The following is a 22009-nucleotide window of genomic DNA, read 5'->3' as shown; positions in this document are numbered from 1 at the left end:
GGCATGGATTTTAATTTAACTGATGACCAGCAGGCCTTTGTCGATACGGCGAAGGCTTTTGCCGAAAAAGAACTCGCACCCTATGCGGCAGAGTGGGATGAAACGTCGCACTTTCCTATCGAAGTCTTTAAGAAAGCCGGTGAGATGGGCTTTATGGGCATGTACACCCCAGAAGAGGCGGGTGGTTTTGGCATGAGTCGCCTCGACGCAGCGCTGATTTTTGAACAGCTAGCGATGGGTTGCACCGCAACCACTGCGATGATGACCATTCATAACATGGTGAGTTGGATGATCGGCTCTTTCGCGCAGCCAGAAGTGATTGAGCAGTGGGTACCAGAATTGGTGACCGGCGAAAAGCTCGGTTCCTACTGTCTGACTGAGCCAGGTTCAGGTTCTGATGCAGCCAGCTTGCGTACGACCGCGAAGAAAGAAGGCGATGAGTACGTTATCAACGGCTCGAAAATGTTTATCTCAGGTGCCGGTAGTACTGACGTATTAGTGGTTATGGCACGTACCGGCGAAGCTGGTCCTAAAGGTATTTCCGCCTTTGTGGTACCTGCCGACGCAGCGGGTATTAGCTACGGCAAAAAAGAAGATAAGATGGGCTGGAATGCGCAACCAACGCGCTTGGTGACCTTTGAAGACGTACGCATTCCAGCGGCGAATTTACTTGGCGCCGAAGGTGAAGGCTTTAAATTTGCCATGATGGGCCTTGATGGCGGCCGGATTAACATCGCTGTATGTTCGGTAGGTACGGCGCAAGCAGCACTCGAAACTGCGCGCAACTACATGTTGGAACGTACGCAGTTCGGCAAGGAAATCGGCCAGTTCCAAGCCTTACAGTTTAAGCTTGCAGATATGGCCACTGAACTCGTGGCAGCTCGTCAAATGGTGCGCTTAGCGGCCTTTAAAGTCGATAACAACGACGCTGACAAGACCACCTACTGTGCGATGGCGAAGCGTTTTGCCACTGATGTGGGCTTCCAAGTGTGTAACGAAGCACTGCAGATCCATGGTGGTTACGGTTACATCAAAGAATACCCACTTGAGCGCCATGTGCGTGACGTCCGCGTACACCAGATTTTGGAAGGTACCAACGAAATCATGCGGGTTATCATTGGTCGTCGCCTGTTGGCTGACATCGACCGTGCCATTCTGTAAGCATTGCTTCAGTAGCTAGGGAGTTTGCATGAGCGTAGTGCAATTTGAAGAACGCGCAACCGAGAGCGGCAAACGTATTGGTATTGCCCGCTTAAATTCAGAGAAGTCACTGAACGCCCTTAGTCTCGACATGATCCAACTGCTGCAACCGCAGTTGGATGCTTGGGCTGGCGACGATGACATTGCTTGTGTTTGGCTTGAAGGTGCCGGCGAAAAGGCCTTTTGTGCGGGTGGCGACATTGTTGCCATGTACAAAGCGATGAAAGAGCAACCCGGTGAGTTAGTCGATGAAGTGGCTGATTTTTTTGGCCAAGAGTATCGCCTCGATTACACCATTCATAGCTTTCCAAAGCCGTTTATTGTTTGGGGCGATGGCATTGTCATGGGTGGTGGCATGGGCCTCATGAATGGTGCCAGTCATCGTGTGGTGACCGAAACCTCATTGTTGGCCATGCCGGAAATTACCATCGGCTTGTACCCTGATGTCGGAGCTACGCACTTTTTGAATAGCATGCCAGAAGGCTGTGGTTTGTTCTTAGGTCTGACCGGCGCACATATGAACGCCACGGATGCTTTGTTTTTGAAGTTGGCCGATCATTTTGTTGCTCGCGAACATAAAGAGCAGGTATTAGAAGCGTTGGCAGCGGTGCAGTGGGGTGAAACGCAGAGCTTGAACCAGCAAAAAGTCACCGACGTCTTGAGTCAAGTGGGTGAACATGACAGTAAACTGCGCCCAGCAGGGCAAGTAGAGCAGCACCACGCTTTGATCAAAGAGTTGACGGGTGGTGCTGACATTGAATCAGTGGTTGCCGCTATCACTGCGGTTGAGAGCGACGATAAGTGGCTCAGCCGGGCAGCGAAAACCTTAGCGCAAGGTTGTCCGATGACGGCCCACATCGTCTGGAACCAACTGCACCTTGGTAAAGATCTACAGTTAGCAGATTGTTTCCGCTTAGAACTGACACTGTCGGTGAAGTGTGCCACGCGTGGTGATTTTGCCGAGGGTATTCGCGCGCTATTGATTGATAAAGATAAACAACCCAAGTGGCAACATGCCAACGTCGGTGTAGTCGATGCTGAAGAGGTTGATGCATTTTTCACTTCGCCGTGGGCGCAAGAAGAACATCCTTTGGCGGACCTAGGTCGCTAACTCGAGCAGAGAAAAGGGGAAGAACAATGGCAAAAGTTGGATTTATTGGACTTGGCAACATGGGCGGCCCGATGGCTGCCAACCTTGTTAAAGCCGGTCATCAGGTAACGGTTTTCGATTTATCAGACGCAGCTTTAGCGCAAGCGCGCGAAGCAGGTTGCGGCGTAGCTCAGCAGTTAGTAGACGTGGCCGAGGGTGCGGATTTCGTGATCTCGATGCTGCCTGCTGACCATCATGTCGAAGCCGTGTATTTGGGCGAGCAGGGCCTGCAGCATAAGTTGAGTCAAGGGACGTTAGTGATTGATTGCAGCACCATCAGTGCTGAAACAGCTCGTAAATTAAGTACTGAGCTTGCGGCCCATGGTATTCGTTTTATTGATGCGCCAGTCTCAGGCGGTGTCGGTGGTGCGAAAGCAGGTACCTTGACCTTTATTTGCGGCGGCGACGAGAGTGCCGTGGACGAAGCGCGCAATGTCCTCAACGGCATGGGCAAGAATGTCTTTCGTGCGGGCGATGCCGGTGCCGGACAAGTCGCTAAGATCTGCAACAACATGCTGTTGTCGGTATTAATGGCGGGAACTTCTGAAGCATTGCAACTCGGTATTGCGCATGGTCTTGATCCGAAAGTATTGTCAGAAATCATGTTACAAAGCTCAGGTCGCAATTGGACCCTTGAAGTATACAACCCGTGCCCTGGAGTGATGGACGGCGTGCCATCAAGCAATGATTATCAAGGTGGCTTTTTGGTTGACCTGATGGCGAAGGATTTAGGCTTAGCGCAACAAGCCGCCCTGCGTTGTGGTGCGAGTACGCCTATGGGCTCACTGACGCTGAACCTTTATCGTAGTTGGGCGCAACTTGGTCATGGTCGAGAAGACTTTTCGAGCATTTTCAAGTATGTTACGCCACAAATGAAGAAGTAGGAGTATTCGATGGAATTAGCAAAAAGCACGATTGTGATTACCGGTGGCGCTCAAGGGCTAGGCCGCGCTATGGCTGAGCATTTTGCCGCTGCAGGTGCAGCGTTAGCACTGATCGACATGAATCAAGAAACCTTGAGTGAAGCCGAGCAGATTTGCCAAGACAAGGGCGCTAAGCAAGTCAAAGGCTATGTGGCCAATGTCACTGATGAAGAGGCCGTAGAAGCTGTTTTTGATAGCATCGTTGCCGACTTCGGTGCCATTAATGTACTCATCAACAACGCAGGTATCTTGCGCGACGGCATGCTAATTAAATGCAAAGACGGCGAGATCACGCACAAGATGCCATTGCAGCAATTCCAATCAGTGCTCGACGTTAACCTCACCGGGAGCTTTTTGTGCGGGCGCGAAGCGTCGGCGCATATGGCAAAAGCAGGTAATGGTGGCGTCATCATTAATATTTCCAGTGTCGCTCGGGCCGGTAATATTGGCCAAACGAACTATGCCGCGACCAAAGCTGGCGTGGTCGCTATGACTGTGACTTGGGCGCGTGAGTTGGGCCGTTTCGGTATCCGTTGTGGCGCGATTGCGCCGGGCTTTATCGAAACGCCAATGACTGCAGCGATGAAGCCTGAAGCTATCGAACGTGCGCTAAGCATGGTGCCACTGCGCCGTTGGGGCCAGCCGGACGAGATTGCGCATAGTGCACGTTACATCATTGAAAATGACTTTTTCAGTGGTCGTGTGATAGAAATAGACGGAGGCGTCCGACTCTAACCGGAAGATAATGAGAAAATTACCCCCATTAAATGCACTAAAAGCTTTTGAAGCTGCAGCGCGGCACCTGAGTTTTACCCGCGCTGCAGACGAACTTTTTGTTACGCAAGCTGCGGTTAGTCATCAAGTGAAAGGGCTCGAGGAGTTCTTGGGGGTAAAGCTCTTTATCCGCCGTAACCGCTCACTGCTCTTGACCCCCGAAGGGCAGACCTATTTTCTTGAACTAAAAGAAATCTTTGATCATTTAGTACAAGCGACCGAACGCTTGAAAAGCGCCTCGGAGCGGGGCTCGCTGACGATCAGTCTGCCCCCGAGTTTTGCTATCCTGTGGTTTGTGCCACGGCTAAGTCGCTTCCGCGAAGCCTATCCAGAAATTGACGTACGTATCCGCGCGGTGGATGAAGTAGATGGTTCATTAACGGACGATGTTGATGTTGCGATTTACTATGGTGCGGGTAAGTGGCCCGGGCTAAAAGCCTACAAGTTACATAACGAGTATTTATTACCAGTGTGCTCACCCTTGCTGCTGAACGGCACCAAACCATTGCGCGAACCGAAGGATTTACTCGATCACACCTTGTTGCATGACGAAACGCGCAATGCATGGAAAGATTGGTTCAAGCTGGTGGGGATTGATAAAAACAAAGGCGACAATGGTCCCGTGTTTAGCCATTCGAACTTAGCACTTAAAGCCGCTGTGCATGGGCAAGGCATTGCTTTGGCGAATAATGTTTTGGTGAAGCCTGAAATTGATGCTGGGCATCTCATTCAACTGTTCCCCGAAGTGTTGCCGCGCGAGAAATCTTTTTATCTGGTTTGTCGTGACTCTCAGTCAGAAATAGGTAAAATCGCCACCTTTCGCAACTGGCTGTTGAAAGTGGTTGAAGAGGAAGAGGATGCCTATGAGTGATGCACAACGCGTAGCTATACATCGTGATAATCCTGATGGCAAGATACGAGTGTTGTTTGCTCATGGCGCCGGCGCTGGCTTACAAAGCGATTTCATGCAGTATTTTGCCTTGGGTTTGGCGTTGCACGATATTGACATTGTGCGTTTCAACTTCCCTTATTGGCAGAAGTTTATGGATTCGGGCGTACGACGCCCACCGAATCCGATGCCTCAGCTTGAACACTGCATGCAGACCGTAGCTGCGCAATTTGAAGATGATAAGCCTCTGTATGTTATGGGCAAGTCGATGGGGGCACGCGTTGCCTTTCGGATTGCAGATAGCGTCGAGGCAAAGGGGGCCATTGGCCTAGGTTACCCGTTCCATCCGTTGGGAAAGCCCGACAAGTTACGTCTTGACGATTTACAGAACCACTGCACTCAGAACCTTATTTTACAAGGCGAGCGCGATGGTTTTGGCAAGCCAGCGGAAGTGGCAGAATACAGCTTACCAGCGAATGTTGCGGTGCAGTGGCTCGCCCATGGCGATCACAGCTTCGAACCCACCAAGCGCAGCGGCGTTGAGCGCCGTGAAGTTTGGCAAACAGCGATTGACCGCGTTTGTGACTTTATTGCACAACACGCCTGAACCTTAAACAAAGGACGAACAATTTAATGAGTGGAATTATTGCCTATTGCCGTCCTGGCTTTGAGAGCGATTGTGCGGCGGAACTCCAAGAGAAAACTGGTTTACTTGGCAGTTATGGCTATTGTCAGACCCAAGCGCAACAGGGCTATGTGATCTATCGCTGTGCTGCGGAAGAAGCCGAGCATTTGGCGAAAAAATTAGTACTCAACGAGCTGATTTTTACCCGTCAATTCATTGCCATTCTTGCCGAAGTGAAAGACCTACCTAGTCAAGACCGTGTATCCGCGTTACAGCTCGCCTTGCTTGATGAAACGGTGCAAGAAAACTTTGCGGGCGTGAAACCTGCGGGCTCCCTGCGCGTTGAAACGCCTGACACCAACGTTGGCAAAGAACTTTCCAAATTTTGTCGGAAGTTTACCGTGCCATTGCGTCAAGGCTTACGCCGAGCGGGGTGGATGACTGCCAAGGAGAGTGATCGGCGACCGACGTTGCATGCGTTTTTTATCAGTAATAGTGAAGTTGTGCTTGGTTTTTCTTATAGTTTTAACCAATCACCTTGGCTCATGGGCATTCCGCGCTTGCGCATGCCTGGTGATGCGCCAAGTCGCTCAACGTTGAAGCTCGACGAGGCATTTCAAGTTTTTGTTCCGGCTCACGAGCGTGAAGAGCGAGTCTCCTCAGGTATGAATGCGGTTGACCTTGGCGCCGCGCCAGGTGGCTGGACCTATCAACTCGTGCGTCGCGGAATGATGGTGCAAGCGGTCGATAACGGTCCAATGGCGGCAACGCTGATGGATACAGGTCAGGTAAAACACATTCAAGAAGATGGTTTTAAATTTCGGCCGAAAAAGAAGAATGTCACCTGGTTGGTCTGCGATATGGTTGAAAAACCTGCGCGCGTTGGTGAGTTGATGACAGACTGGTTACTTGAAGGGGACTGTAAGGAAGCTATTTTCAACCTGAAGTTGCCAATGAAGCGTCGGTACGCGGCGGTCGCTGAGTACCTCCAGCACATCAAAGAAACCTTACAAGAACACGGCCGCGGTAAGTTTGAATTACAGGCGAAACAGCTCTATCACGATCGTGAAGAGATCACTGTCCACATTCGTTGGTTATAGCTGTTTCGTTTAGAACTCTTGATAATCTTCGTAAGCATCGGCGCCCCAAGCGATGAGTGAACCGTTTTTAAACAGTAACGGTGTGCATTCGTCGCGGGTGGTGATGCCATCGGACTTCACGTGGTGTGTGCGATAGAACAGAATGAGCAATTCCTCGCCACCATTAGTGGCCTTGGCTTCACTAATATCTGGCGAACCTAGCAAGCGAATCACCTCTTCTTTAGGGATACCTAAGTCAAGACGACCAATTTGCTTCAGGTTAAAAGTTTCGCGCTCTTGCCAACTCATATTGTCGGGGTCGGCTTGATAGACAGCGAGAATAAGCGCAGTTATCCCAAGGTAGATAACAAACCCGATTAAAATGATTTTCATCATTTTTGACATAACTGCGCCTCGCTGATGCTTAATCCGTAATAACTCGATAACAAGGATGATAGACCGAACCAGGTAGTTTCATCCGCCCTTGTTCGACGAATGCCTGCAACAACACGTCGAGCTTCCGCATCATCTCTTTTTCGCCGTGAATTTCAAACACGCCATTAGCACGAATGGCTCGAATACCTTCATCTTTGACGTTACCTGCAACGATAGCCGAGAAGGCACGACGCAAGTCAGCGGCAAGCAGCTGAGGCTCTTGTTCACGGTGTAAGTTCAAATTTGCCACGTTTTCGTGGGTGGGTGCAAATGGCCGTTGGAAGGGCTCATCAATGTGTAGGGTCCAGTTAAAGCAGTATGAATCACCGGTTTCGCGACGATACTCTTTCACGTCGTGGGTAGCGGTGCTCATGTGACGCGCCACCGCTACCGGATCATCAATAATGATGGTGTAGAGCTTGCGTGCTTCTTCGCCCAAAGTGGCGACGACAAAGTCGTCAATCGCTTCAAAGTAACCTTTGCTACTCGCTGGCCCCGTCAATACCAGAGGGAAGACCTGTTTGTCGTTGGCTGGGTGCATTAAAATGCCGAGAATATAAAGCAATTCTTCTGCAGTACCAGCACCACCAGGGAAGATCACGATACCATGGGCACAGCGTACAAACGCTTCTAAGCGCTTTTCGATATCTGGCATGATCACCAGCTCGTTGACGATAGGATTCGGCGGTTCGGCGGCAATGATCCCCGGTTCAGTAAAACCTAAGTAGCGACCGTCGGCGATACGCTGTTTGGCATGACCGATGGTGGCACCTTTCATTGGACCTTTCATAGCACCAGGGCCACAGCCTGTGCAGATATTAAGCGCACGTAGACCTAAGTGATAGCCAACTTCTTTGGTGTATTTGTACTCAATTTCATTGATCGAGTGACCACCCCAACAGACAATCATATTAGGTTCTAAGTTAGGTTGAACCACTTGCGCATTACGCAAAATATCGAAGACCACATGGGTAAGTGTGTGAGTATCTGCACTATCTAAGGTTTGCGCATTGTACCGTTCACCGGTAAAGAGTATGTCACGCAAGACTGCTTCGACTAACTCTTGCATACCTGCGATCAGCTTGCCATCAACAAAGGCTTCTTCCGGAGGGTTGACCAGCTCAAGCTGGACACCACGTTCACACTTAATGACATTAACGTCAAAGTCTTCGTATTTATTAAAAATTTCTTCACTACTGTCGGTGTTGCTTCCGGCATTCAGCACAGCTAAGCAACAATTGCGAAAAAGTCGATAGAGTTGTTCGTCACTAGATTGTTGTAAACGGTCAATTTCCAATTGTGAGAGCAGGCTCATGCTGCCCCGTGGAGAAATAGTAATTCTCATTCTGTTGTCGTTCCTTCTTTATCTTCTCTTGCTTACTGACGACTCAATCTGTTCATGTTCGGAGCCGCCTCAAAGTTCGAGCGGAATGGATTAATGTCCAGTCCACCTCGGCGCGTGTAACGCGCATAGACGCTCAGTTGTTCAATAGCTAAGCGTTGGCTAAGATCCATGAATATACGTTCGACGCATTGTTCATGGAACTCGTTATGGTTGCGAAACGAAACAATATAGCGCAGCAAACTGGCGTGGTCGATGGCTTGCCCGCGATAATGAATAAAAAGCGATCCCCAATCAGGTTGGTTGGTGATCAAACAGTTCGATTTCAATAAGTCAGTGTAGAGCGTTTCCGTGACATGTTCATGACTTGCTGGTTGTAATAACTCAGGATTGTAATCGTAACAATCAATACTGACGTCGGTGTCGTCGATCGAGGTGGCATGCCAATGGCCAATCTGATGCTGTTTCGCATGTAAGGGGTGCAAGTGCACCGTTACCGGAGCACCAGCACACTCAGTTAAGTCACGACTTAAAGTTTGTTGAACGTCGTCCCAGGTTTCCCAACGACTGGCATTGAAGCTGTTTAAATACAGCTTGAATGATTTCGATTCAATTAAATTGGGGCTATCTGCAGGGACTTCAAAATAGCCAATCGCAACCTGTGGTAAACCGTTTTGCTGTAACCACGACAGTTCGTAACCCGTCCAATAATCGGTACCTTTAAAAGGTAAAGCTGCACCTGCCAAAATACCTATCGGAGTACGATTCAGTTGCCGTGGCACTGCCTGCAGCAAGCTTGCATCATAACGTTCAGGATAAGCGGTGGCTTGGCCCAAGTTAAGGTGGGCGAGGGGGTGTTCAGCAGAACTGTGCTTCATTGCAATCGTATACCTTGTTAAACTGCGAGTTTCGTATCCGGCTTGTCGTTCAGCCAGTCGGACATTGTACCGCCAGCACAACCTAGATGCTAGTTTGTGTGCTGACTCTTTACGCGAGAGCTATTCATGACGATCACTGTAGCATTAGACGATCTTATTCAACGTTATCAACAAGCTTACCAAGACGCCGATGTCGCCTTGGTCACCGAAGCCAACGACGAATGGCAAGCACCTATCTATCTAGGCGCTGTACGCAATGATGACACGGTGCGTTGGCAGCCCGTAAGGCAAGCTGAAGCGCTCGACTTTACTGATCTCATGAATGCGCTTGAAGAACCCTTCCATGAGGACTTTAAAGCCTATTTTTCGCGTTGGTATAGTGCCGATTTAGCCGTGTTGTGGCAGCAACATCCGCTATGGCTTTTGCACATGCACTGCGCCGAAGATGCCGAGCGTATGTTGGCGAACCAAGCGGGGCATGTTCTGATGAAGCGGCGTTTGAAACAACCGATTACACTGTTCTTGGGCTTAGCGGAAGAGTCTGAAGACTTGCTCATTACGTTAGATAATGCAACGGGTGCCGTGGGCTTGGAGTTCGTCGGTAAGCCGCATCATGAAACTTTAGCCGAGAGCTTAGCAGACTTTTTAAGTGAATCTACTCCGAGAGTGGTAGAAAACCCAACGGCGATGGGCTAATTTGTAAGCACTAGATTGCCAACATAAGTTGAGCACAACTTGGGTAAGGGAGCATAAAATGACAACAACAGCTACCGCTATCGAACTCCAAGGTGAACTGCGCTATTTAGTGGCGGAAGACCTAAAATACGCAGCTTCATTGCTGTATCTCGCATATCATGACGACGAGCTGCTTATGTCGTTGTTTCAGGCCGAAAAAGTAGATTATGAAAAACGCCTTCGGGCTGCCATTCGGGAAGAGTTACATGCGTTTTGGGAGGCCGATCAGCCGATGATCGGATTGTTTGATGGCGACAGTCTGCTTGGTGTGGTTTGTCTCACCGAGCCCGGGAAAAGCTTTGGGCCAGGCCGCTACTGGCATTGGCGTTTGAAGATGCTGCTTACCGCGGGTTACGTAAGTACCAAGCAATTGGTGGAAAAAGAAGAAATTATCCAAGCTGCGATCGCTCAAGAACTGGGTTTAGAGAATTACCATATGTTGGCGTTTATTGCGGTCAATCCGCGTTATCAGCAGCAAGGCTGGGGTGATATGTTGGTGCGCGCGGCGCAACAGGCACCCGAAGATGCCCCGCAATCACAAGGTATCGCTGTACTCATTACGCAGCCACACCATGAAAACCTGTTTGCAACCCATGGTTTTAAGCGAGTGAATACATTACAGATTGGTGCCGTAAGTGGTGAGCTTTTTTTTGCTCCCGCAACAACAACTGAGGTGGCGCATGGCTAAAACATTTCATTCGTTTCGCGAATTTTACCCGTATTACCTAGCTGAACACAGTGACCCGCGTTGTCGCGCCACGCACTATATTGGTAGTACCTTGGTGTTTTTGATTATTGCCGCGGCGATCGTTTTTCAGCAGTGGCTTTGGTTGCTGTGGATCCCAGTCGCAGGTTATGGCTTTGCTTGGATCGGCCATTTCTTTTTTGAGCATAATAAACCCGCCACATTTAAACACCCTTGGTATTCCCTGTTGGGAGACTGGGTAATGTACGCCGAATTCTGGGCGCGCTTATTCGGCGGCGGTAAGTCTCAATCGTCTGGTAAGCGATAGACTGGGGTATCGACTTTTTGTAGGCGCAAATTCAGCATGGTGATTTCCCCTTCATACCGATGTTCACGGTCGCTGCTAAAGGCAAATTGGTAGCGACTCAACCACCCCCAATGACGGCCTGCACGGGTGAATTTCCCCCCTTGCCAAGCGATATCGAGAAACTGCAGTTGGTGTTGTTGGCAATAGCGCTGAGCATGACCACGGGCAAGCTCCGCTTGGCGACGTCCTTGCCAAAACAACAAAGCAATAAAGCCAACTGCGATCAGTACGATCGCATCACTTAGCATGTGTAGCTCCATGAATAAAACCTTGCCATGCCTGACGAATCGGCTGCGCTAAGTCATCGCGTTGCAAGGTCACAAGCAGGTGAGGCCGCAACATTGGCAGGCGCAAGAGGTCAGTGACTAATGCCGCAAAAATCTTGTCATCATGCTGGGCAAGTGCCATGAGCAATAGTTCTAGCTTTAGATGAGGAGTGTACAACGGGTCAAAAGCTTGCCACAAACGGGCGCAACAGATGACACATTCGTCAACACTGGCGTTGGCAAGAACTTGCTGAACAGCCTGTTGAACCGCTTCGGTAGTAGCGCTACCAGCTAGGCTTCGCAGTAGATCAGCGCGAACATCTCCGGCGGTCAGGTTAGCGACTTTTGCTGCTAAAGCAGTCGTCAACGAAGTAGGCAACTGTTGATGTTCGAGCGCGATGGCGGTGGCTTGCCGCAAGGGCGCCGGGTAATTGTCAAAGTGCTCAAGAAGCGCGGTTTGGGTGGTCGGCAATTCCGCTAAACGTGCCGCGACATCATGTAGCCCTTGCACCCCAACTTGCTGCCAATGTTCAGGTTGCGCCAGCGCGGTCTGCGCCAGCTCAAAATGAACCGAAGGCTGCCGCTGCCAACGTAAACTAAGTTGCGCGTGAAGCGCTGCACGTTTCTCTTCGGCTGGAGTAAACAAATAAGGACTTTGCTGGAGTTGTTGCTCTTGTTCCTCGGTTAAGGCGTGGGTGACTTGCTGACCAAGCAAAGTGATCACCGAGGTAAGGTATTCTTGCACTGCTGCCTGTTCGAGCAGTCCGCGCTCATCAAGCGGAAATTTCAGAAACCATAAAAATGGCTCTTGCTCTTGGTTGCTCAGCTGCGGCCAGAAAATTAACGCAAAACACGCGTGTCCTTGAACTGGGTAAGGATAGGGCGCTTGTTGGCGCTCTATAGCATTGAATTCAGTGGTATGAATCGCTTGTACACGGCGGCCAAGGTCATAACAAAGGTAGTCACTTTGACTTTCACGTAATAATTGCGAGAGGGTAGAAATGCTCATTAGACTTGCATCACAGGACATTTTGCTGAAAGATGTGCGCCATTATAACGATTAAATGGTCGTGGAGGTAGTGATGGACCAACGACAACGTGCAGCACGTTTACTCGAGCGCCTTGAAGCAGAGTTAAATTGCTTAGGGTTATGGCAAAACGATTGTCCCGCGCCGCATGAGCTGCAAAGCAGCGAGCCGTTTGCGGTTGATAAACTCGATTTTCATCAATGGTTGCAGTTTATCATGCTGCCGCGCATGTGGGATATGATCGATGGTGAACATCCGTTGCCGCAGAATATTGCAGTAAGTCCCATGGCAGCTCATGTGTATCGTCATGAATTGGAAAACCATGAAGGTTTGATCACGATTCTACGTGAATTTGATGTCGTACTCAGCGGTGCCGATCCACTCGCCGAAGATGTCTGATTTAAATGTTGTTTTTGAAGACGAGCATTTAATTGTCATCGACAAGCCGAGTGGTCTTTTAGTCCATCGTAGTTGGTTGGCCAAGGATGCGCGTGAATTCGCGTTGCAAAAGCTACGCGATCAAATCGGTCAACATGTTTTTCCCGCTCACCGCTTAGATCGTCCTACTTCTGGTCTGCTGCTGTTTGCCAAAGCTGCGGACACGGCTCGAGCATTAACGGCTGAGTTTACTGAACGGCGGGTTGAAAAGCGTTACCATGCCGTGGTTCGCGGCTATCTTGCTGACGGTGTTTTGGATTACCCGTTGCGTGAGGAGCTGGATAAAATTGCTGATAAATATGCAGATCAAGATAAAGCGGCGCAGCCTGCGATAACGGCTTATCGTTGTTTGCGCCAAGTCGAGTTGCCCTACGCCGTCAGCAAAAAACATCAAACAAGTCGTTACTCACTGATGGAATTACAGCCCCAAACTGGACGTAAACATCAACTACGCCGCCACATGGCGCATTTGCGCCATCCGATTGTGGGCGACACGCATCATGGTGACGGTCGCCACAATAAGTTCTTTCGTGAGCATTTTGGCTGTCATCGACTACTGCTTGCCGCGACCGGACTTACTTTTCAGCACCCTCACACAAAACAGACAGTTGCGTTACAATTGCCTGTTCCTCAAGATTTTTTATGTGCGTTTAATGCTGTAGATGCACTTGATCAACGTTTACTCGGCGGCGCGTAGCAATTCGTTGATACCTACTTTCGCGCGTGTTTTTTCGTCAACTTTCTTCACGATGATTGCCGCATAGAGGCTGTAACTGCCGTCTGCACTTGGTAGTGTTCCAGGTACCACAACAGCACCAGCGGGGACGCGGCCGTAATGGATTTCACCGGTTTCTCGGTCATAAATACGAGTACTTTGACCAATGTAAACGCCCATTGAGATCACCGCGCCTCGTTCGACGATAACGCCTTCGACGATTTCCGAACGGGCACCAATGAAACAGTTGTCTTCAATGATGGTGGGGTTGGCTTGCAATGGTTCTAACACGCCACCTATACCCACACCGCCAGACAAATGGACGTTTTTGCCAATTTGTGCGCAAGAGCCAACGGTTGCCCACGTATCGACCATGGTACCTTCGTCAACAAATGCGCCAATATTCACGTAGGACGGCATCAAGACAACATTACGGCCGATAAAGGCGCCTTTACGTACCATCGCTGGCGGCACCACACGCATTCCTTCGGCGCGGAAACGGGCGTCATCGTAGCCAATGAATTTACTGTCAACTTTGTCGAAAAAGCGGGTTTCACCGCCATTCATTAGATGGTTATCATTGATTCGGAATGACAAGAGCACTGCTTTCTTCAGCCATTCATTGACCACCCATTGACCATCTTTAGGTTCCGCCACACGCAGCTCGCCTTGGTCGATGGCTTCGATGACCTGCTCGAGATCCTTGCGCAATTGCGCAGGTACCTGCTTCGGAGAAAGCTCATTACGGTTATCAAAGGCGCTTTCAATACGGCCCTTTAAGTTATTCATGGGGATTCCTTAATTATGATCTAGTGTGGCAATAATCTGTTTACGCAATTGTATGCGTTGTTGCTCGTCTAATGCGGTATTTGCTTCCGTCGCAACAATAAATAAGTCTTCGGCTTGTTCGCCAACGGTGGATATTTTCGCGGTTAGAATATTCAGGTCAAGCTCCTGTAATACGCGGGCGACTTGGGCAACGAGTCCAGGGCGATCAAGAGCGGTCAACTCAAATGCGGTACGTCGCGCATTACGTGAAGGCACGAACTCCACTTTGGTCTTCACCTGAAAACTCCGTAAGCGCCGTGGTAATCGCCGTTGCGTATTCGGCGCTGTGGACCGGCCGCGCAGCACATCATGTAGCTCTTGCTTCAAGGCTTCGATGCGGCGTGCATCGGTCAATGGTTCGCCGTCTTCCTGTAAGACGACGAAGGTATCCATAACAAACCCGTCACGGGTAGCAAGGATCTGGGCATCATGAATGCTTAAATTTTGGTGATCCAGTACCGCCGCAACTTCGGCAAACAAATGTTCATGTTCAAGGTGATAAATAAAGAGCTCGGTCGTGCCTTGGCGGTTCTCATCGCCAACCAAAATAAGAGGTAATAGGTCATCGTCACTCACATTCAAGATATATTGTGAGTGCCAAGCTATTTGTTCAGGTTGATGGCGTAAAAAGTAATCTGCAGTGAAGCGCGACCAGAGTTCCTGTATTTCTTGCACCTCAAAACCGGCGCTCAATAAAAGCGCCATGGCATGTTGTTGATGCTGGTGGATGCGTTGCCGCATTTCTCGCTGTGGTGAAGGCTGTTGTTGTTCAAGATAGCGCTGGGTCGCTAAATACAAGTTTTCCAGCAACGTCGCTTTCCAGTTATTCCACAGACTGCTGTTGGTGGCGCGGATATCGGCAACGGTAAGGCAGTAAAGGTAGTCGAGTCGCTGTTGATTGTCGATTTTGTTGGCAAATTCTTCAATGACTTCGGGGTCGTGGATGTCGCGTTTTTGCGCAGTGACCGACATATATAAATGCTGCCGTACTAGCCACGCAACTAAATCGGTATCTGCTTCATCAAGTCCGTGTTGTAAGCCAAAATTTCGTGCGTCATGTTCGCCGAGCTCGGAATGATCACCACCGCGGCCCTTGGCGATGTCATGAAAGATCCCCGCTAGATAGAGGAGCTCTGGTTTAGCCATTGAAGCGATGATTTTGGCACAAAGCGGAAATTCTTCTTCTGCTTCTGGGCTGTTATAGCGATACAAATTGCGCACTAAACGATAGGTGTGTTCGTCGACGGTGTAGGCATGAAACAAGTCAAATTGCATCTGTCCGACGATTTGCGCCCATTGTGGTAAGTAATGGGCCAAAATTTTGTGTTTGTGCATAAGTTTGAAGGCCAAGCCACAACCACGTGGATGGCGCAACAGCTGCATGAAACGCTCGCGACATTCGGGGATATCGCTTAACGGGTGCGTAAGCTCGCGTCTTGCGTTGCGTAACAAGCGAATAGTGTGCGCGCGCACATAACGAATCTCGGAATGCTCGGCGATCGCTAAGAAAAAATCGAGTAGGGCGCGCGGATCTTGGAACACTTCATCGTGTTGTGCAGCGATACTCTCGCCAAGCACCTTAAACTGGTCATCGATTGCGTAGCGTTGCAAATCTTTTGCGTCGCTGAGTATCGTTTGCGCAAAAAACTGCAATAACATGTCATTCAGCTCGCTGACGCCGACCATCGCATTAAAGAAGTCCTTCATCATGGCTTCAACAGCGGCTTTGCCAGATTCGTTATAGCCTAACCGAGCGGCAACCGCGGGTTGGTAATCAAAGAGTAAGCGATCTTCTTTTTTATCGGCTTCGAGATGCAGCGCAAAGCGGATCCGCCACAAAAACTCTTGCGATTCGCGCAATTCGAGTAGTTCTGCGGCACTGATAAAGTTGTATTGGACCAAACTTTCATCACTCTGGGTGTGGAAGTGGCGCTTGGCAATCCAGCCAATGGTTTGAATATCACGTAAGCCGCCGGGGCTGCTTTTGATGTTCGGCTCAAGGTTATAAGCCGTGCCGTGGTAGTGCAGGTGACGTTGGTTTTGCTCGTCGAGTTTGGCGTGGTAGAACTGATCACTGCTCCATGGAAATTCTGTGTGCAAAAACTGCCGCAACGCATGTTCTTGGTCGGCATCGCCAACAATAAACCGTTGCTCGAGCAAGCTCGTCGCGACACTGGCATCAGCTTTGGCTTCGCGGGCGCAATCTTCAATGGTGCGGACACTGTGGCCAACGTCCAAGCGCAAATCCCAAAGCAGCTGAATGTAATGACGAATGCGCTCTTCGGTAGTAGGCGTTAAATCACCTTGGAAAAGAAACAGCAAATCAATATCAGAATGGGGGTGTAAAGTGCCACGACCGTAACCGCCGACGGCGATAAGTGCGAGTCCCTGCTCAGGTAAGGCGAGTTGTTGCCACAAGTGTTGCAGCAGTTCATCAATAAAGGCGGCGCGGTCCGTTAATAAACTCTCGATATCGGCTGTAACAAAGGCTTCAGCCGACCAATCTTGGTAGCGTGTTAAACAATCACGCCCGGCCGTCACCGTAATGGGATCAGGCCACGCAATGTCAGCGACTGAACGCTTCATTAGCATTAAGAGGCTGCAGCGTGCTCGATGACACGCGGAAGGTCTTCGTCACTGCGTAAGGTTAAAACTTCAACCCCGGTTTCAGTGACCAGTAAAGTATGTTCCCACTGTGCACTCAGGCTCCGATCTTTGGTCAGCACGGTCCAACCGTCACGCAGCAATTTCGTGTGGCGTTTACCGGCGTTGACCATAGGTTCAATGGTGAAACACATTCCTGCTTCAAGCACATCGCCGGTTCCGGCTGTGCCGTAATGGAGTATTTGCGGTTCTTCATGAAAAACAGCACCAATACCGTGACCGCAGTACTCGCGAACAATGGAGTAACCGTGTTGCTCGGCGTGCTGTTGAATGACGGCTGCAAAATCGCCGGTACGCAGGCCAGGCCGCACCATCTTGATAGCTTTGTAAAGTGACTCCTGCGTAACGCGAATGAGTCGTTCAGCAAGAATGCTGGGTTTGCCAACCACGAACATCTTAGATGTATCGCCGTGGTAACCGTCAAGCTTCACGGTGACATCAAGGTTGAGAATGTCGCCGTCCTTCAGTGGCTTCTCATTCGGAATGCCGTGGCAAACCACATGATTCAAAGAAGTACATACGGACTTCGGAAAACCATGATAATTAAGCGGCGCCGGATAAGCATTGTGCGCAATGATGTAATCGTGACAAATTTTGTCGAGCTCTTCAGTGGTAACGCCCGCCTTAATGTGTGGCTCAATCATTTCCAGCACACTAGCTGCAAGTTTACCTGCTGCGCGCATTTTTTCGATTTCATCAGGCGTTTTAATGCTAATACTCATGCCTCGTCCTATCTTGACTTTGGTTTTAATTCTGGGAACCCAAGGTTCGTCGTCATTGAATGGCGCAAAGGATAGCATTTAGGGCCGCTGCGGGGAAGTCAAAAACACTAGTAAAAACTTGCGTGCGCGGGGCTTTTCGTGGTATAAAGCGCCCGCAATTTCGATTGCATAACGAGTAATTTACTAAACCACACACATACATCGACACATAGGTCGGGGTGCTCGAAGCTGCAAGCTAAGGGTCGAACTATGGGATGTATGGAGGCATAACCCCTTAAAAAGGAAAGAGAATCATGGCAAACGTATCAATGCGTGATATGCTGAAAGCTGGTGTGCACTTTGGCCACCAAACCCGCTTCTGGAACCCGAAAATGAAACCGTTTATTTTCGGCGCTCGTAATAAAATCCACATCATCAACTTGGAAAAAACCGTGCCAATGTTCAACGATGCGTTGAACTACTTGCAGCACGTTGCTTCGAACAAAGGTAAAATCTTGTTTGTTGGTACCAAGCGTGCCGCTGCAGAATCAGTTAAAGAAGCTGCAGTAAGCTGTAACCAGTTTTATGTAAACCATCGTTGGTTGGGTGGTATGTTGACCAACTGGAAGACCGTTCGTCAGTCAATCAAGCGCTTGAAAGAGCTTGAGACAATGAGCCAAGACGGTACTTTCGAGAAGTTGACCAAGAAAGAAGCTTTGGTAAACACTCGTGAAATGGAAAAGCTTGAGAAGAGCTTGGGCGGTATCAAGGATATGGCTGGCTTGCCAGACGTATTGTTTGTTATCGACGCTGACCACGAGCACATCGCAATTAAAGAAGCGAACAACCTTGGCATCCCTGTCATTTCAGTGGTTGATACTAACTCTAACCCAGACGGCGTTGATTACGTTATCCCAGGTAACGATGACGCTATCCGTGCGGTACAGTTGTATTTGAATGCCGCTGCAGCAGCAGTGAACGACGCTCGTGGCGCAGTACCTGCCGAAGGTAATGCAGACGACTTCGTTGCAGCAGACGAAACTGAATAAGCTACTCAATTAGAGGATACTGACACATGGCTATTACAGCAGCTCTGGTAAAAGAACTGCGCGAGCGCACTGGCGCTGGCATGATGGATTGCAAAAAAGCTTTGCAAGAAACCAATGGTGACATTGAAGCAGCAATCGAAAACATGCGTAAAAGCGGTCAAGCGAAAGCAGCTAAGAAAGCTGGTCGTGTAGCTGCCGAAGGCGTAATTTTAACGAAAACTGAAGGTAACGTAGGTACTTTGGTTGAGTTGAACTGTGAAACTGACTTCGTTGCCCGTGATGAGAACTTCTTATCATTCGGTGGCAAAGTTATCGACGCAGCTTTTGCTAACAAAGAAACTGACGTTGAAAAGCTGAAAGCTACAGCAATCGACGGCGGTACTGTTGAAGAAGTTCGTGAAACGTTGGTTGCCAAAATCGGCGAGAACATGAACGTGCGTCGTGTTATCACCATTGAAGGTGGTGACCTCGTTGAAGCTTACGTTCATGGCGGCCGCATTGGTGTATTGGTTGCGATTACTGGTGGTGACGAAGAGTTGGCGAAAGACTTGGCAATGCACGTTGCTGCAAGCGCGCCACAATTCGTTAAGCCAGAAGATGTTGACGCCGAAGTTGTTGAGCGTGAGCGTCAAATCCAGCTTGATATCGCAATGCAAAGTGGCAAGCCACAAGAAATCGCAGAAAAAATGGTTGAAGGCCGTATGCGTAAATTCACTGGCGAGATCAGCTTAACTGGTCAGGCATTTGTGAAAGACCCTTCAATCACTGTTGGTGATTTGCTGAAGCAGAAGAGTGCTGATGTACTGACTTTCGTACGTTTCGAAGTTGGTGAAGGTATCGAGAAGAAATCTGAAGATTTCGCTGCTGAAGTACAAGCACAAATGGCTGCTGCGAAAAAGGCTTAATGCCAATGTCGCGAACGACGACGTACAGTCAGAACTAAGAAACCGCATCCCACTCGGTTGGGATGCGGTTTTTTTTCGCGTAAAGTGAAACCACTTAATTTTTACGATTCATGCTGCACATCACGCTAAACAAGGAGCACTCACAATGACCGCAATGACCAAGCCAGCTTATCGGCGTATTTTATTGAAACTGAGTGGCGAAGCATTAATGGGCGATGAGCCCTTTGGTATTGATGCCAAAGTGCTTGATCGTATGGCACATGAAATCAAGGAGTTGGTCGAACTAGGGGTTCAGGTGGGCCTTGTGATAGGCGGCGGTAATTTGTTCCGTGGCGAAGGCTTAGCGAAAGCTGGAATGAATCGTGTGGTGGGCGACCACATGGGCATGCTAGCGACCGTTATGAATGGTCTTGCCATGCGCGATGCGCTGCACCGTGCTTTCGTCAACGCGCGCTTGATGTCGGCGATTGAACTTAACGGTGTTTGTGATAGTTACAACTGGGCGGATGCGATTAGTTTATTGAAATCTGGTCGCGTGGTCATTTTTTGTGCCGGTACTGGGAATCCATTTTTTACAACTGACTCAGCAGCATGTTTGCGTGGTATCGAGATTGAAGCGGAACTTGTCTTAAAAGGGACCAAAGTCGATGGTGTGTACTCAGCTGATCCAAACCAAGATCCAAATGCACAACTCTACTCGCAAATAAGTTATAATGACGTCCTACAACAGCAACTCAAAGTGATGGACCTAGCCGCCTTTACGCTGGCACGCGACCATAAGTTACCGATTCGCGTGTTTAATATGAATAAGCCAGGCGCTTTACGCTCGGTAATTATGGGCACCGAAGAGGGTACCTTAATTGCGAGCGAAGAAATGCTTGAGAAGCTTTAATTAAAGAATTCAATAAGGGAAAGCACCGTGATTAATGAAATCAAACAAGATGCTAAGCAACGTATGGAAAAATCAGTCGAAGCGTTGCGCTCGCAAATTTCTAAAATTCGCACCGGTCGTGCGCATCCGAGTTTACTTGATGGCGTGATGGTAAATTACTACGGTGTGGATACGCCATTGAAACAGTTGGCTAATATCACTACCGAAGACTCACGCACCTTAGCGTTAACGGTGTTTGATAAGTCGGCAAGCCAAGCTGTCGAAAAGGCGATCATGACCTCTGATCTAGGTTTGAATCCTGCCGCTGCAGGCACCGTAATTCGGATTCCATTACCGCCGTTAACTGAAGAACGTCGCCGCGACTTAGTGAAGATCGTTCGTGCTGAAGCGGAGCAGGGGCGTGTTGCCGTACGGAATATTCGCCGTGATGCAAATAGCGACCTGAAAGAGCTGTTAAAAGAAAAAGAAATCACCGAAGACGAAGAACGTCGCGCCGCCGAAGAAATTCAAAAGCTCACCGATACCTATGTGGCTAAAATCGATGAAGCGCTGGCTGAGAAAGAAAAAGACTTGATGGAAGTTTAAGCGTTCACGCTTGATGTCATTGGTTCTAAGCGCCGTGTTCGGTTACACTCGCACGGCGTTTTTCATTTTACGGCAGCGTTGATGGATAGTATCTCGGTTGAACAATTAAGGTTACCCAAGCATGTCGCCATTATTATGGACGGCAACGGACGCTGGGCGCAGTTACGCGGTAAACATCGTACTTTTGGTCACAAAGCGGGCGCAGAGTCGGTGCGGCGTGCTGTGGCTTTTGCCCGGAAGAAGGGGATTCAATCACTTACGCTATTCGCTTTCAGTAGTGAAAACTGGAAACGCCCAGAAGAAGAAGTTTCGGTGTTAATGGAATTGTTCTTTACCGTACTAAAGCGTGAAGTCAAAAAACTCCATAAACACAACGTGAAACTGAAGATTATTGGCGATACTCAAGGTTTTTCCGAAAAACTACAACACCGCATTAAAGAAGCCGAAGCACTGACCGCGCAAAATACCTCATTAACACTTAACATTGCTGCCAATTATGGTGGCCGATGGGATATTACCGAGGCAGCGAGGCAGTTGGCGAAAAGTGTGCAAGAAGGTAAGCTTAACGTTAACGCAATCAGCGAGGAGAAACTGGCAGAGCAGTTGACCTTAGCTGATCAGCCAGTTCCTGATCTGCTCATTCGCACTGGTGGTGAGCATCGCATCAGCAACTTTTTGCTGTGGCAACTGGCTTATGCAGAATTTTATTTCGCGGATGTACTTTGGCCTGACTTTGATGATCAGGCATTTGCACAAGCTATTGCTGATTTCAGTTGCCGAGAAAGACGTTTCGGCCTGACCAGCGAGCAAGTTCGACAAGCCATCCTCGACACTGACGTAACTTCTGGGGAGTAAC

Annotated in this window: 25 protein-coding genes; 17 read left to right on the top strand and 8 right to left on the bottom strand. The window is 49.3% G+C overall.

All coding sequences use genetic code 11. The features are described 5' to 3' along the window. The first annotated feature begins 3 nt into the window (after nt 1-3). From NV375_RS03540 to rlmM, 7 genes are read left to right on the top strand one after another with little or no spacing between them, the layout of a single operon-like run. Nucleotides 4-1161: an acyl-CoA dehydrogenase family protein gene (locus NV375_RS03540; RefSeq protein ID WP_126770618.1), complete on the top strand. Its 1158-nt coding sequence runs from the start codon at nt 4-6 to the stop codon at nt 1159-1161. Between the two features lie 28 nt (nt 1162-1189). Continuing rightward, nucleotides 1190-2311, top strand: coding sequence for an enoyl-CoA hydratase/isomerase family protein (locus tag NV375_RS03535; RefSeq protein WP_258806989.1), 1122 nt, complete (start codon nt 1190-1192; stop codon nt 2309-2311). Between the two features lie 26 nt (nt 2312-2337). Beyond that, nucleotides 2338-3234: a 3-hydroxyisobutyrate dehydrogenase gene (gene mmsB, locus NV375_RS03530; RefSeq protein WP_258806988.1), complete on the top strand. Its 897-nt coding sequence runs from the start codon at nt 2338-2340 to the stop codon at nt 3232-3234. Between the two features lie 9 nt (nt 3235-3243). Further along, nucleotides 3244-4008, top strand: a complete 765-nt coding sequence (locus tag NV375_RS03525; protein WP_258806987.1) for an SDR family oxidoreductase — start codon at nt 3244-3246, stop codon at nt 4006-4008. A 7-nt stretch (nt 4009-4015) separates the two neighbouring features. Continuing rightward, complete coding sequence (locus NV375_RS03520) at nt 4016-4918, top strand: transcriptional regulator GcvA (RefSeq protein ID WP_258807942.1); 903 nt, start codon at nt 4016-4018, stop codon at nt 4916-4918. Further along, entirely contained in the window at nt 4911-5543 is a 633-nt protein-coding gene (locus NV375_RS03515) for an alpha/beta family hydrolase (protein WP_258806986.1), read from the top strand. The genes NV375_RS03520 and NV375_RS03515 overlap by 8 nt, the downstream gene beginning before the upstream one ends. A gap of 26 nt (nt 5544-5569) precedes the next feature. Continuing rightward, nucleotides 5570-6661 carry a 23S rRNA (cytidine(2498)-2'-O)-methyltransferase RlmM gene (gene rlmM / locus NV375_RS03510; RefSeq protein ID WP_258806985.1) on the top strand — a complete coding sequence of 364 codons (1092 nt, stop codon included), beginning with the start codon at nt 5570-5572 and terminating at the stop codon, nt 6659-6661. Between the two features lie 9 nt (nt 6662-6670). On the opposite strand, the gene NV375_RS03505 is transcribed toward rlmM, so the two are convergent. The 3 genes from NV375_RS03505 to queF are packed head-to-tail and all read right to left on the bottom strand — an operon-like array spanning nt 6671 to nt 9295. Next, nucleotides 6671-7045 (bottom strand): DUF3192 domain-containing protein, encoded by a 375-nt coding sequence (locus NV375_RS03505; protein WP_126770605.1) that lies wholly within the window; start codon nt 7043-7045, stop codon nt 6671-6673. Between the two features lie 19 nt (nt 7046-7064). Continuing rightward, complete coding sequence (gene ppnN / locus NV375_RS03500) at nt 7065-8420, bottom strand: nucleotide 5'-monophosphate nucleosidase PpnN (protein ID WP_258806984.1); 1356 nt, start codon at nt 8418-8420, stop codon at nt 7065-7067. A 32-nt stretch (nt 8421-8452) separates the two neighbouring features. After that, nucleotides 8453-9295, bottom strand: coding sequence for an NADPH-dependent 7-cyano-7-deazaguanine reductase QueF (gene queF / locus NV375_RS03495; protein ID WP_258806983.1), 843 nt, complete (start codon nt 9293-9295; stop codon nt 8453-8455). 126 nt (nt 9296-9421) lie between these two features. On the opposite strand from queF, the gene NV375_RS03490 reads away from it, so the two are divergent. Genes NV375_RS03490 through NV375_RS03480 form a run of 3 tightly spaced genes read left to right on the top strand, consistent with a single transcriptional unit; the run spans nt 9422 to nt 11043 of the window. Next, nucleotides 9422-9991 (top strand): SecY-interacting protein Syd, encoded by a 570-nt coding sequence (locus tag NV375_RS03490; protein WP_258806982.1) that lies wholly within the window; start codon nt 9422-9424, stop codon nt 9989-9991. 58 nt (nt 9992-10049) lie between these two features. After that, complete coding sequence (locus NV375_RS03485; RefSeq protein ID WP_258806981.1) at nt 10050-10718, top strand: GNAT family N-acetyltransferase; 669 nt, start codon at nt 10050-10052, stop codon at nt 10716-10718. Then, complete coding sequence (locus NV375_RS03480; protein ID WP_258806980.1) at nt 10711-11043, top strand: DUF962 domain-containing protein; 333 nt, start codon at nt 10711-10713, stop codon at nt 11041-11043. The genes NV375_RS03485 and NV375_RS03480 overlap by 8 nt, the downstream gene beginning before the upstream one ends. Here NV375_RS03480 and NV375_RS03475 read toward each other — a convergent pair. Both NV375_RS03475 and NV375_RS03470 read right to left on the bottom strand, forming a co-directional pair. Beyond that, a complete protein-coding gene (locus tag NV375_RS03475; RefSeq protein WP_258240254.1) occupies nt 11022-11330 on the bottom strand; it encodes a DUF3301 domain-containing protein in 309 nt (102 codons plus the stop codon). The genes NV375_RS03480 and NV375_RS03475 overlap by 22 nt on opposite strands. After that, on the bottom strand, nt 11320-12357 hold the full coding sequence (locus tag NV375_RS03470; protein ID WP_258806979.1) for a DUF3549 family protein: 1038 nt from the start codon (nt 12355-12357) through the stop codon (nt 11320-11322). Before NV375_RS03470 ends, NV375_RS03475 begins: the two co-directional genes overlap by 11 nt. A 73-nt stretch (nt 12358-12430) precedes the next feature. Here NV375_RS03470 and NV375_RS03465 point away from each other — a divergent pair, with 73 nt between their 5' ends. Then, nucleotides 12431-12775 carry a YqcC family protein gene (locus NV375_RS03465; protein WP_126770590.1) on the top strand — a complete coding sequence of 115 codons (345 nt, stop codon included), beginning with the start codon at nt 12431-12433 and terminating at the stop codon, nt 12773-12775. After that, nucleotides 12732-13511 carry a tRNA pseudouridine(65) synthase TruC gene (truC, locus tag NV375_RS03460; RefSeq protein WP_405035561.1) on the top strand — a complete coding sequence of 260 codons (780 nt, stop codon included), beginning with the start codon at nt 12732-12734 and terminating at the stop codon, nt 13509-13511. The genes NV375_RS03465 and truC overlap by 44 nt, the downstream gene beginning before the upstream one ends. On the opposite strand, the gene dapD is transcribed toward truC, so the two are convergent. The 3 genes from dapD to map are packed head-to-tail and all read right to left on the bottom strand — an operon-like array spanning nt 13494 to nt 17743. Then, on the bottom strand, nt 13494-14318 hold the full coding sequence (gene dapD / locus NV375_RS03455) for a 2,3,4,5-tetrahydropyridine-2,6-dicarboxylate N-succinyltransferase (protein ID WP_258806978.1): 825 nt from the start codon (nt 14316-14318) through the stop codon (nt 13494-13496). The two genes, truC and dapD, sit on opposite strands and share 18 nt — an antisense overlap. Nucleotides 14319-14327: 9 nt before the next feature. Next, the gene (gene glnD, locus NV375_RS03450) at nt 14328-16949 is read right to left on the bottom strand and encodes a [protein-PII] uridylyltransferase (RefSeq protein ID WP_258806977.1); all 2622 of its coding nucleotides are present in this window, start codon (nt 16947-16949) and stop codon (nt 14328-14330) included. Next, nucleotides 16949-17743 (bottom strand): type I methionyl aminopeptidase, encoded by a 795-nt coding sequence (gene map, locus NV375_RS03445; protein WP_126770582.1) that lies wholly within the window; start codon nt 17741-17743, stop codon nt 16949-16951. Before map ends, glnD begins: the two co-directional genes overlap by 1 nt. A gap of 293 nt (nt 17744-18036) precedes the next feature. Between map and rpsB the strand changes: the two genes are divergently transcribed. The 5 genes from rpsB to uppS all read left to right on the top strand — a co-directional run bounded on the left by rpsB (nt 18037) and on the right by uppS (nt 22008). Then, nucleotides 18037-18771, top strand: a complete 735-nt coding sequence (gene rpsB / locus NV375_RS03440; protein WP_126770581.1) for a 30S ribosomal protein S2 — start codon at nt 18037-18039, stop codon at nt 18769-18771. A 26-nt stretch (nt 18772-18797) separates the two neighbouring features. Next, entirely contained in the window at nt 18798-19676 is an 879-nt protein-coding gene (tsf, locus tag NV375_RS03435; protein WP_126770579.1) for a translation elongation factor Ts, read from the top strand. 145 nt (nt 19677-19821) lie between these two features. Continuing rightward, on the top strand, nt 19822-20568 hold the full coding sequence (gene pyrH, locus NV375_RS03430) for a UMP kinase (protein WP_126770578.1): 747 nt from the start codon (nt 19822-19824) through the stop codon (nt 20566-20568). A gap of 63 nt (nt 20569-20631) precedes the next feature. After that, nucleotides 20632-21153 (top strand): ribosome recycling factor, encoded by a 522-nt coding sequence (gene frr / locus NV375_RS03425; protein WP_373567120.1) that lies wholly within the window; start codon nt 20632-20634, stop codon nt 21151-21153. A gap of 81 nt (nt 21154-21234) precedes the next feature. After that, nucleotides 21235-22008 carry a polyprenyl diphosphate synthase gene (gene uppS, locus NV375_RS03420; RefSeq protein ID WP_126770574.1) on the top strand — a complete coding sequence of 258 codons (774 nt, stop codon included), beginning with the start codon at nt 21235-21237 and terminating at the stop codon, nt 22006-22008. Nucleotide 22009 lies beyond the last annotated feature (1 nt).

Origin of the sequence: Pseudidiomarina sp. CB1 (genome assembly GCF_024752025.1) — a bacterium.
In the GTDB taxonomy this organism is placed as follows: Bacteria; Pseudomonadota; Gammaproteobacteria; order Enterobacterales; family Alteromonadaceae; genus Pseudidiomarina.
Note: the sequence above shows the minus strand (reverse complement) of the source record. Positions and strands in the feature narration are given on the sequence as shown.

What these genes read in the sequence shown, in the direction of transcription:
- glnD (WP_258806977.1), bottom strand. Translation starts at nt 16,949, where the DNA reads ATGCTAATGAAGCGTTCAGTCGCTGACATTGCGTGGCCTGATCCCATT.
- mmsB (WP_258806988.1), top strand. Translation starts at nt 2,338, where the DNA reads ATGGCAAAAGTTGGATTTATTGGACTTGGCAACATGGGCGGCCCGATG.
- NV375_RS03475 (WP_258240254.1), bottom strand. Translation starts at nt 11,330, where the DNA reads ATGCTAAGTGATGCGATCGTACTGATCGCAGTTGGCTTTATTGCTTTG.
- frr (WP_373567120.1), top strand. Translation starts at nt 20,632, where the DNA reads ATGGAAAAATCAGTCGAAGCGTTGCGCTCGCAAATTTCTAAAATTCGC.
- rpsB (WP_126770581.1), top strand. Translation starts at nt 18,037, where the DNA reads ATGGCAAACGTATCAATGCGTGATATGCTGAAAGCTGGTGTGCACTTT.
- NV375_RS03465 (WP_126770590.1), top strand. Translation starts at nt 12,431, where the DNA reads ATGGACCAACGACAACGTGCAGCACGTTTACTCGAGCGCCTTGAAGCA.
- ppnN (WP_258806984.1), bottom strand. Translation starts at nt 8,420, where the DNA reads ATGAGAATTACTATTTCTCCACGGGGCAGCATGAGCCTGCTCTCACAA.
- NV375_RS03480 (WP_258806980.1), top strand. Translation starts at nt 10,711, where the DNA reads ATGGCTAAAACATTTCATTCGTTTCGCGAATTTTACCCGTATTACCTA.
- rlmM (WP_258806985.1), top strand. Translation starts at nt 5,570, where the DNA reads ATGAGTGGAATTATTGCCTATTGCCGTCCTGGCTTTGAGAGCGATTGT.
- NV375_RS03470 (WP_258806979.1), bottom strand. Translation starts at nt 12,357, where the DNA reads ATGAGCATTTCTACCCTCTCGCAATTATTACGTGAAAGTCAAAGTGAC.
- NV375_RS03505 (WP_126770605.1), bottom strand. Translation starts at nt 7,045, where the DNA reads ATGTCAAAAATGATGAAAATCATTTTAATCGGGTTTGTTATCTACCTT.
- tsf (WP_126770579.1), top strand. Translation starts at nt 18,798, where the DNA reads ATGGCTATTACAGCAGCTCTGGTAAAAGAACTGCGCGAGCGCACTGGC.
- NV375_RS03485 (WP_258806981.1), top strand. Translation starts at nt 10,050, where the DNA reads ATGACAACAACAGCTACCGCTATCGAACTCCAAGGTGAACTGCGCTAT.
- uppS (WP_126770574.1), top strand. Translation starts at nt 21,235, where the DNA reads ATGGATAGTATCTCGGTTGAACAATTAAGGTTACCCAAGCATGTCGCC.
- NV375_RS03515 (WP_258806986.1), top strand. Translation starts at nt 4,911, where the DNA reads ATGAGTGATGCACAACGCGTAGCTATACATCGTGATAATCCTGATGGC.
- truC (WP_405035561.1), top strand. Translation starts at nt 12,732, where the DNA reads ATGTCGTACTCAGCGGTGCCGATCCACTCGCCGAAGATGTCTGATTTA.
- NV375_RS03490 (WP_258806982.1), top strand. Translation starts at nt 9,422, where the DNA reads ATGACGATCACTGTAGCATTAGACGATCTTATTCAACGTTATCAACAA.
- pyrH (WP_126770578.1), top strand. Translation starts at nt 19,822, where the DNA reads ATGACCGCAATGACCAAGCCAGCTTATCGGCGTATTTTATTGAAACTG.
- queF (WP_258806983.1), bottom strand. Translation starts at nt 9,295, where the DNA reads ATGAAGCACAGTTCTGCTGAACACCCCCTCGCCCACCTTAACTTGGGC.
- dapD (WP_258806978.1), bottom strand. Translation starts at nt 14,318, where the DNA reads ATGAATAACTTAAAGGGCCGTATTGAAAGCGCCTTTGATAACCGTAAT.
- NV375_RS03525 (WP_258806987.1), top strand. Translation starts at nt 3,244, where the DNA reads ATGGAATTAGCAAAAAGCACGATTGTGATTACCGGTGGCGCTCAAGGG.
- NV375_RS03540 (WP_126770618.1), top strand. Translation starts at nt 4, where the DNA reads ATGGATTTTAATTTAACTGATGACCAGCAGGCCTTTGTCGATACGGCG.
- map (WP_126770582.1), bottom strand. Translation starts at nt 17,743, where the DNA reads ATGAGTATTAGCATTAAAACGCCTGATGAAATCGAAAAAATGCGCGCA.
- NV375_RS03535 (WP_258806989.1), top strand. Translation starts at nt 1,190, where the DNA reads ATGAGCGTAGTGCAATTTGAAGAACGCGCAACCGAGAGCGGCAAACGT.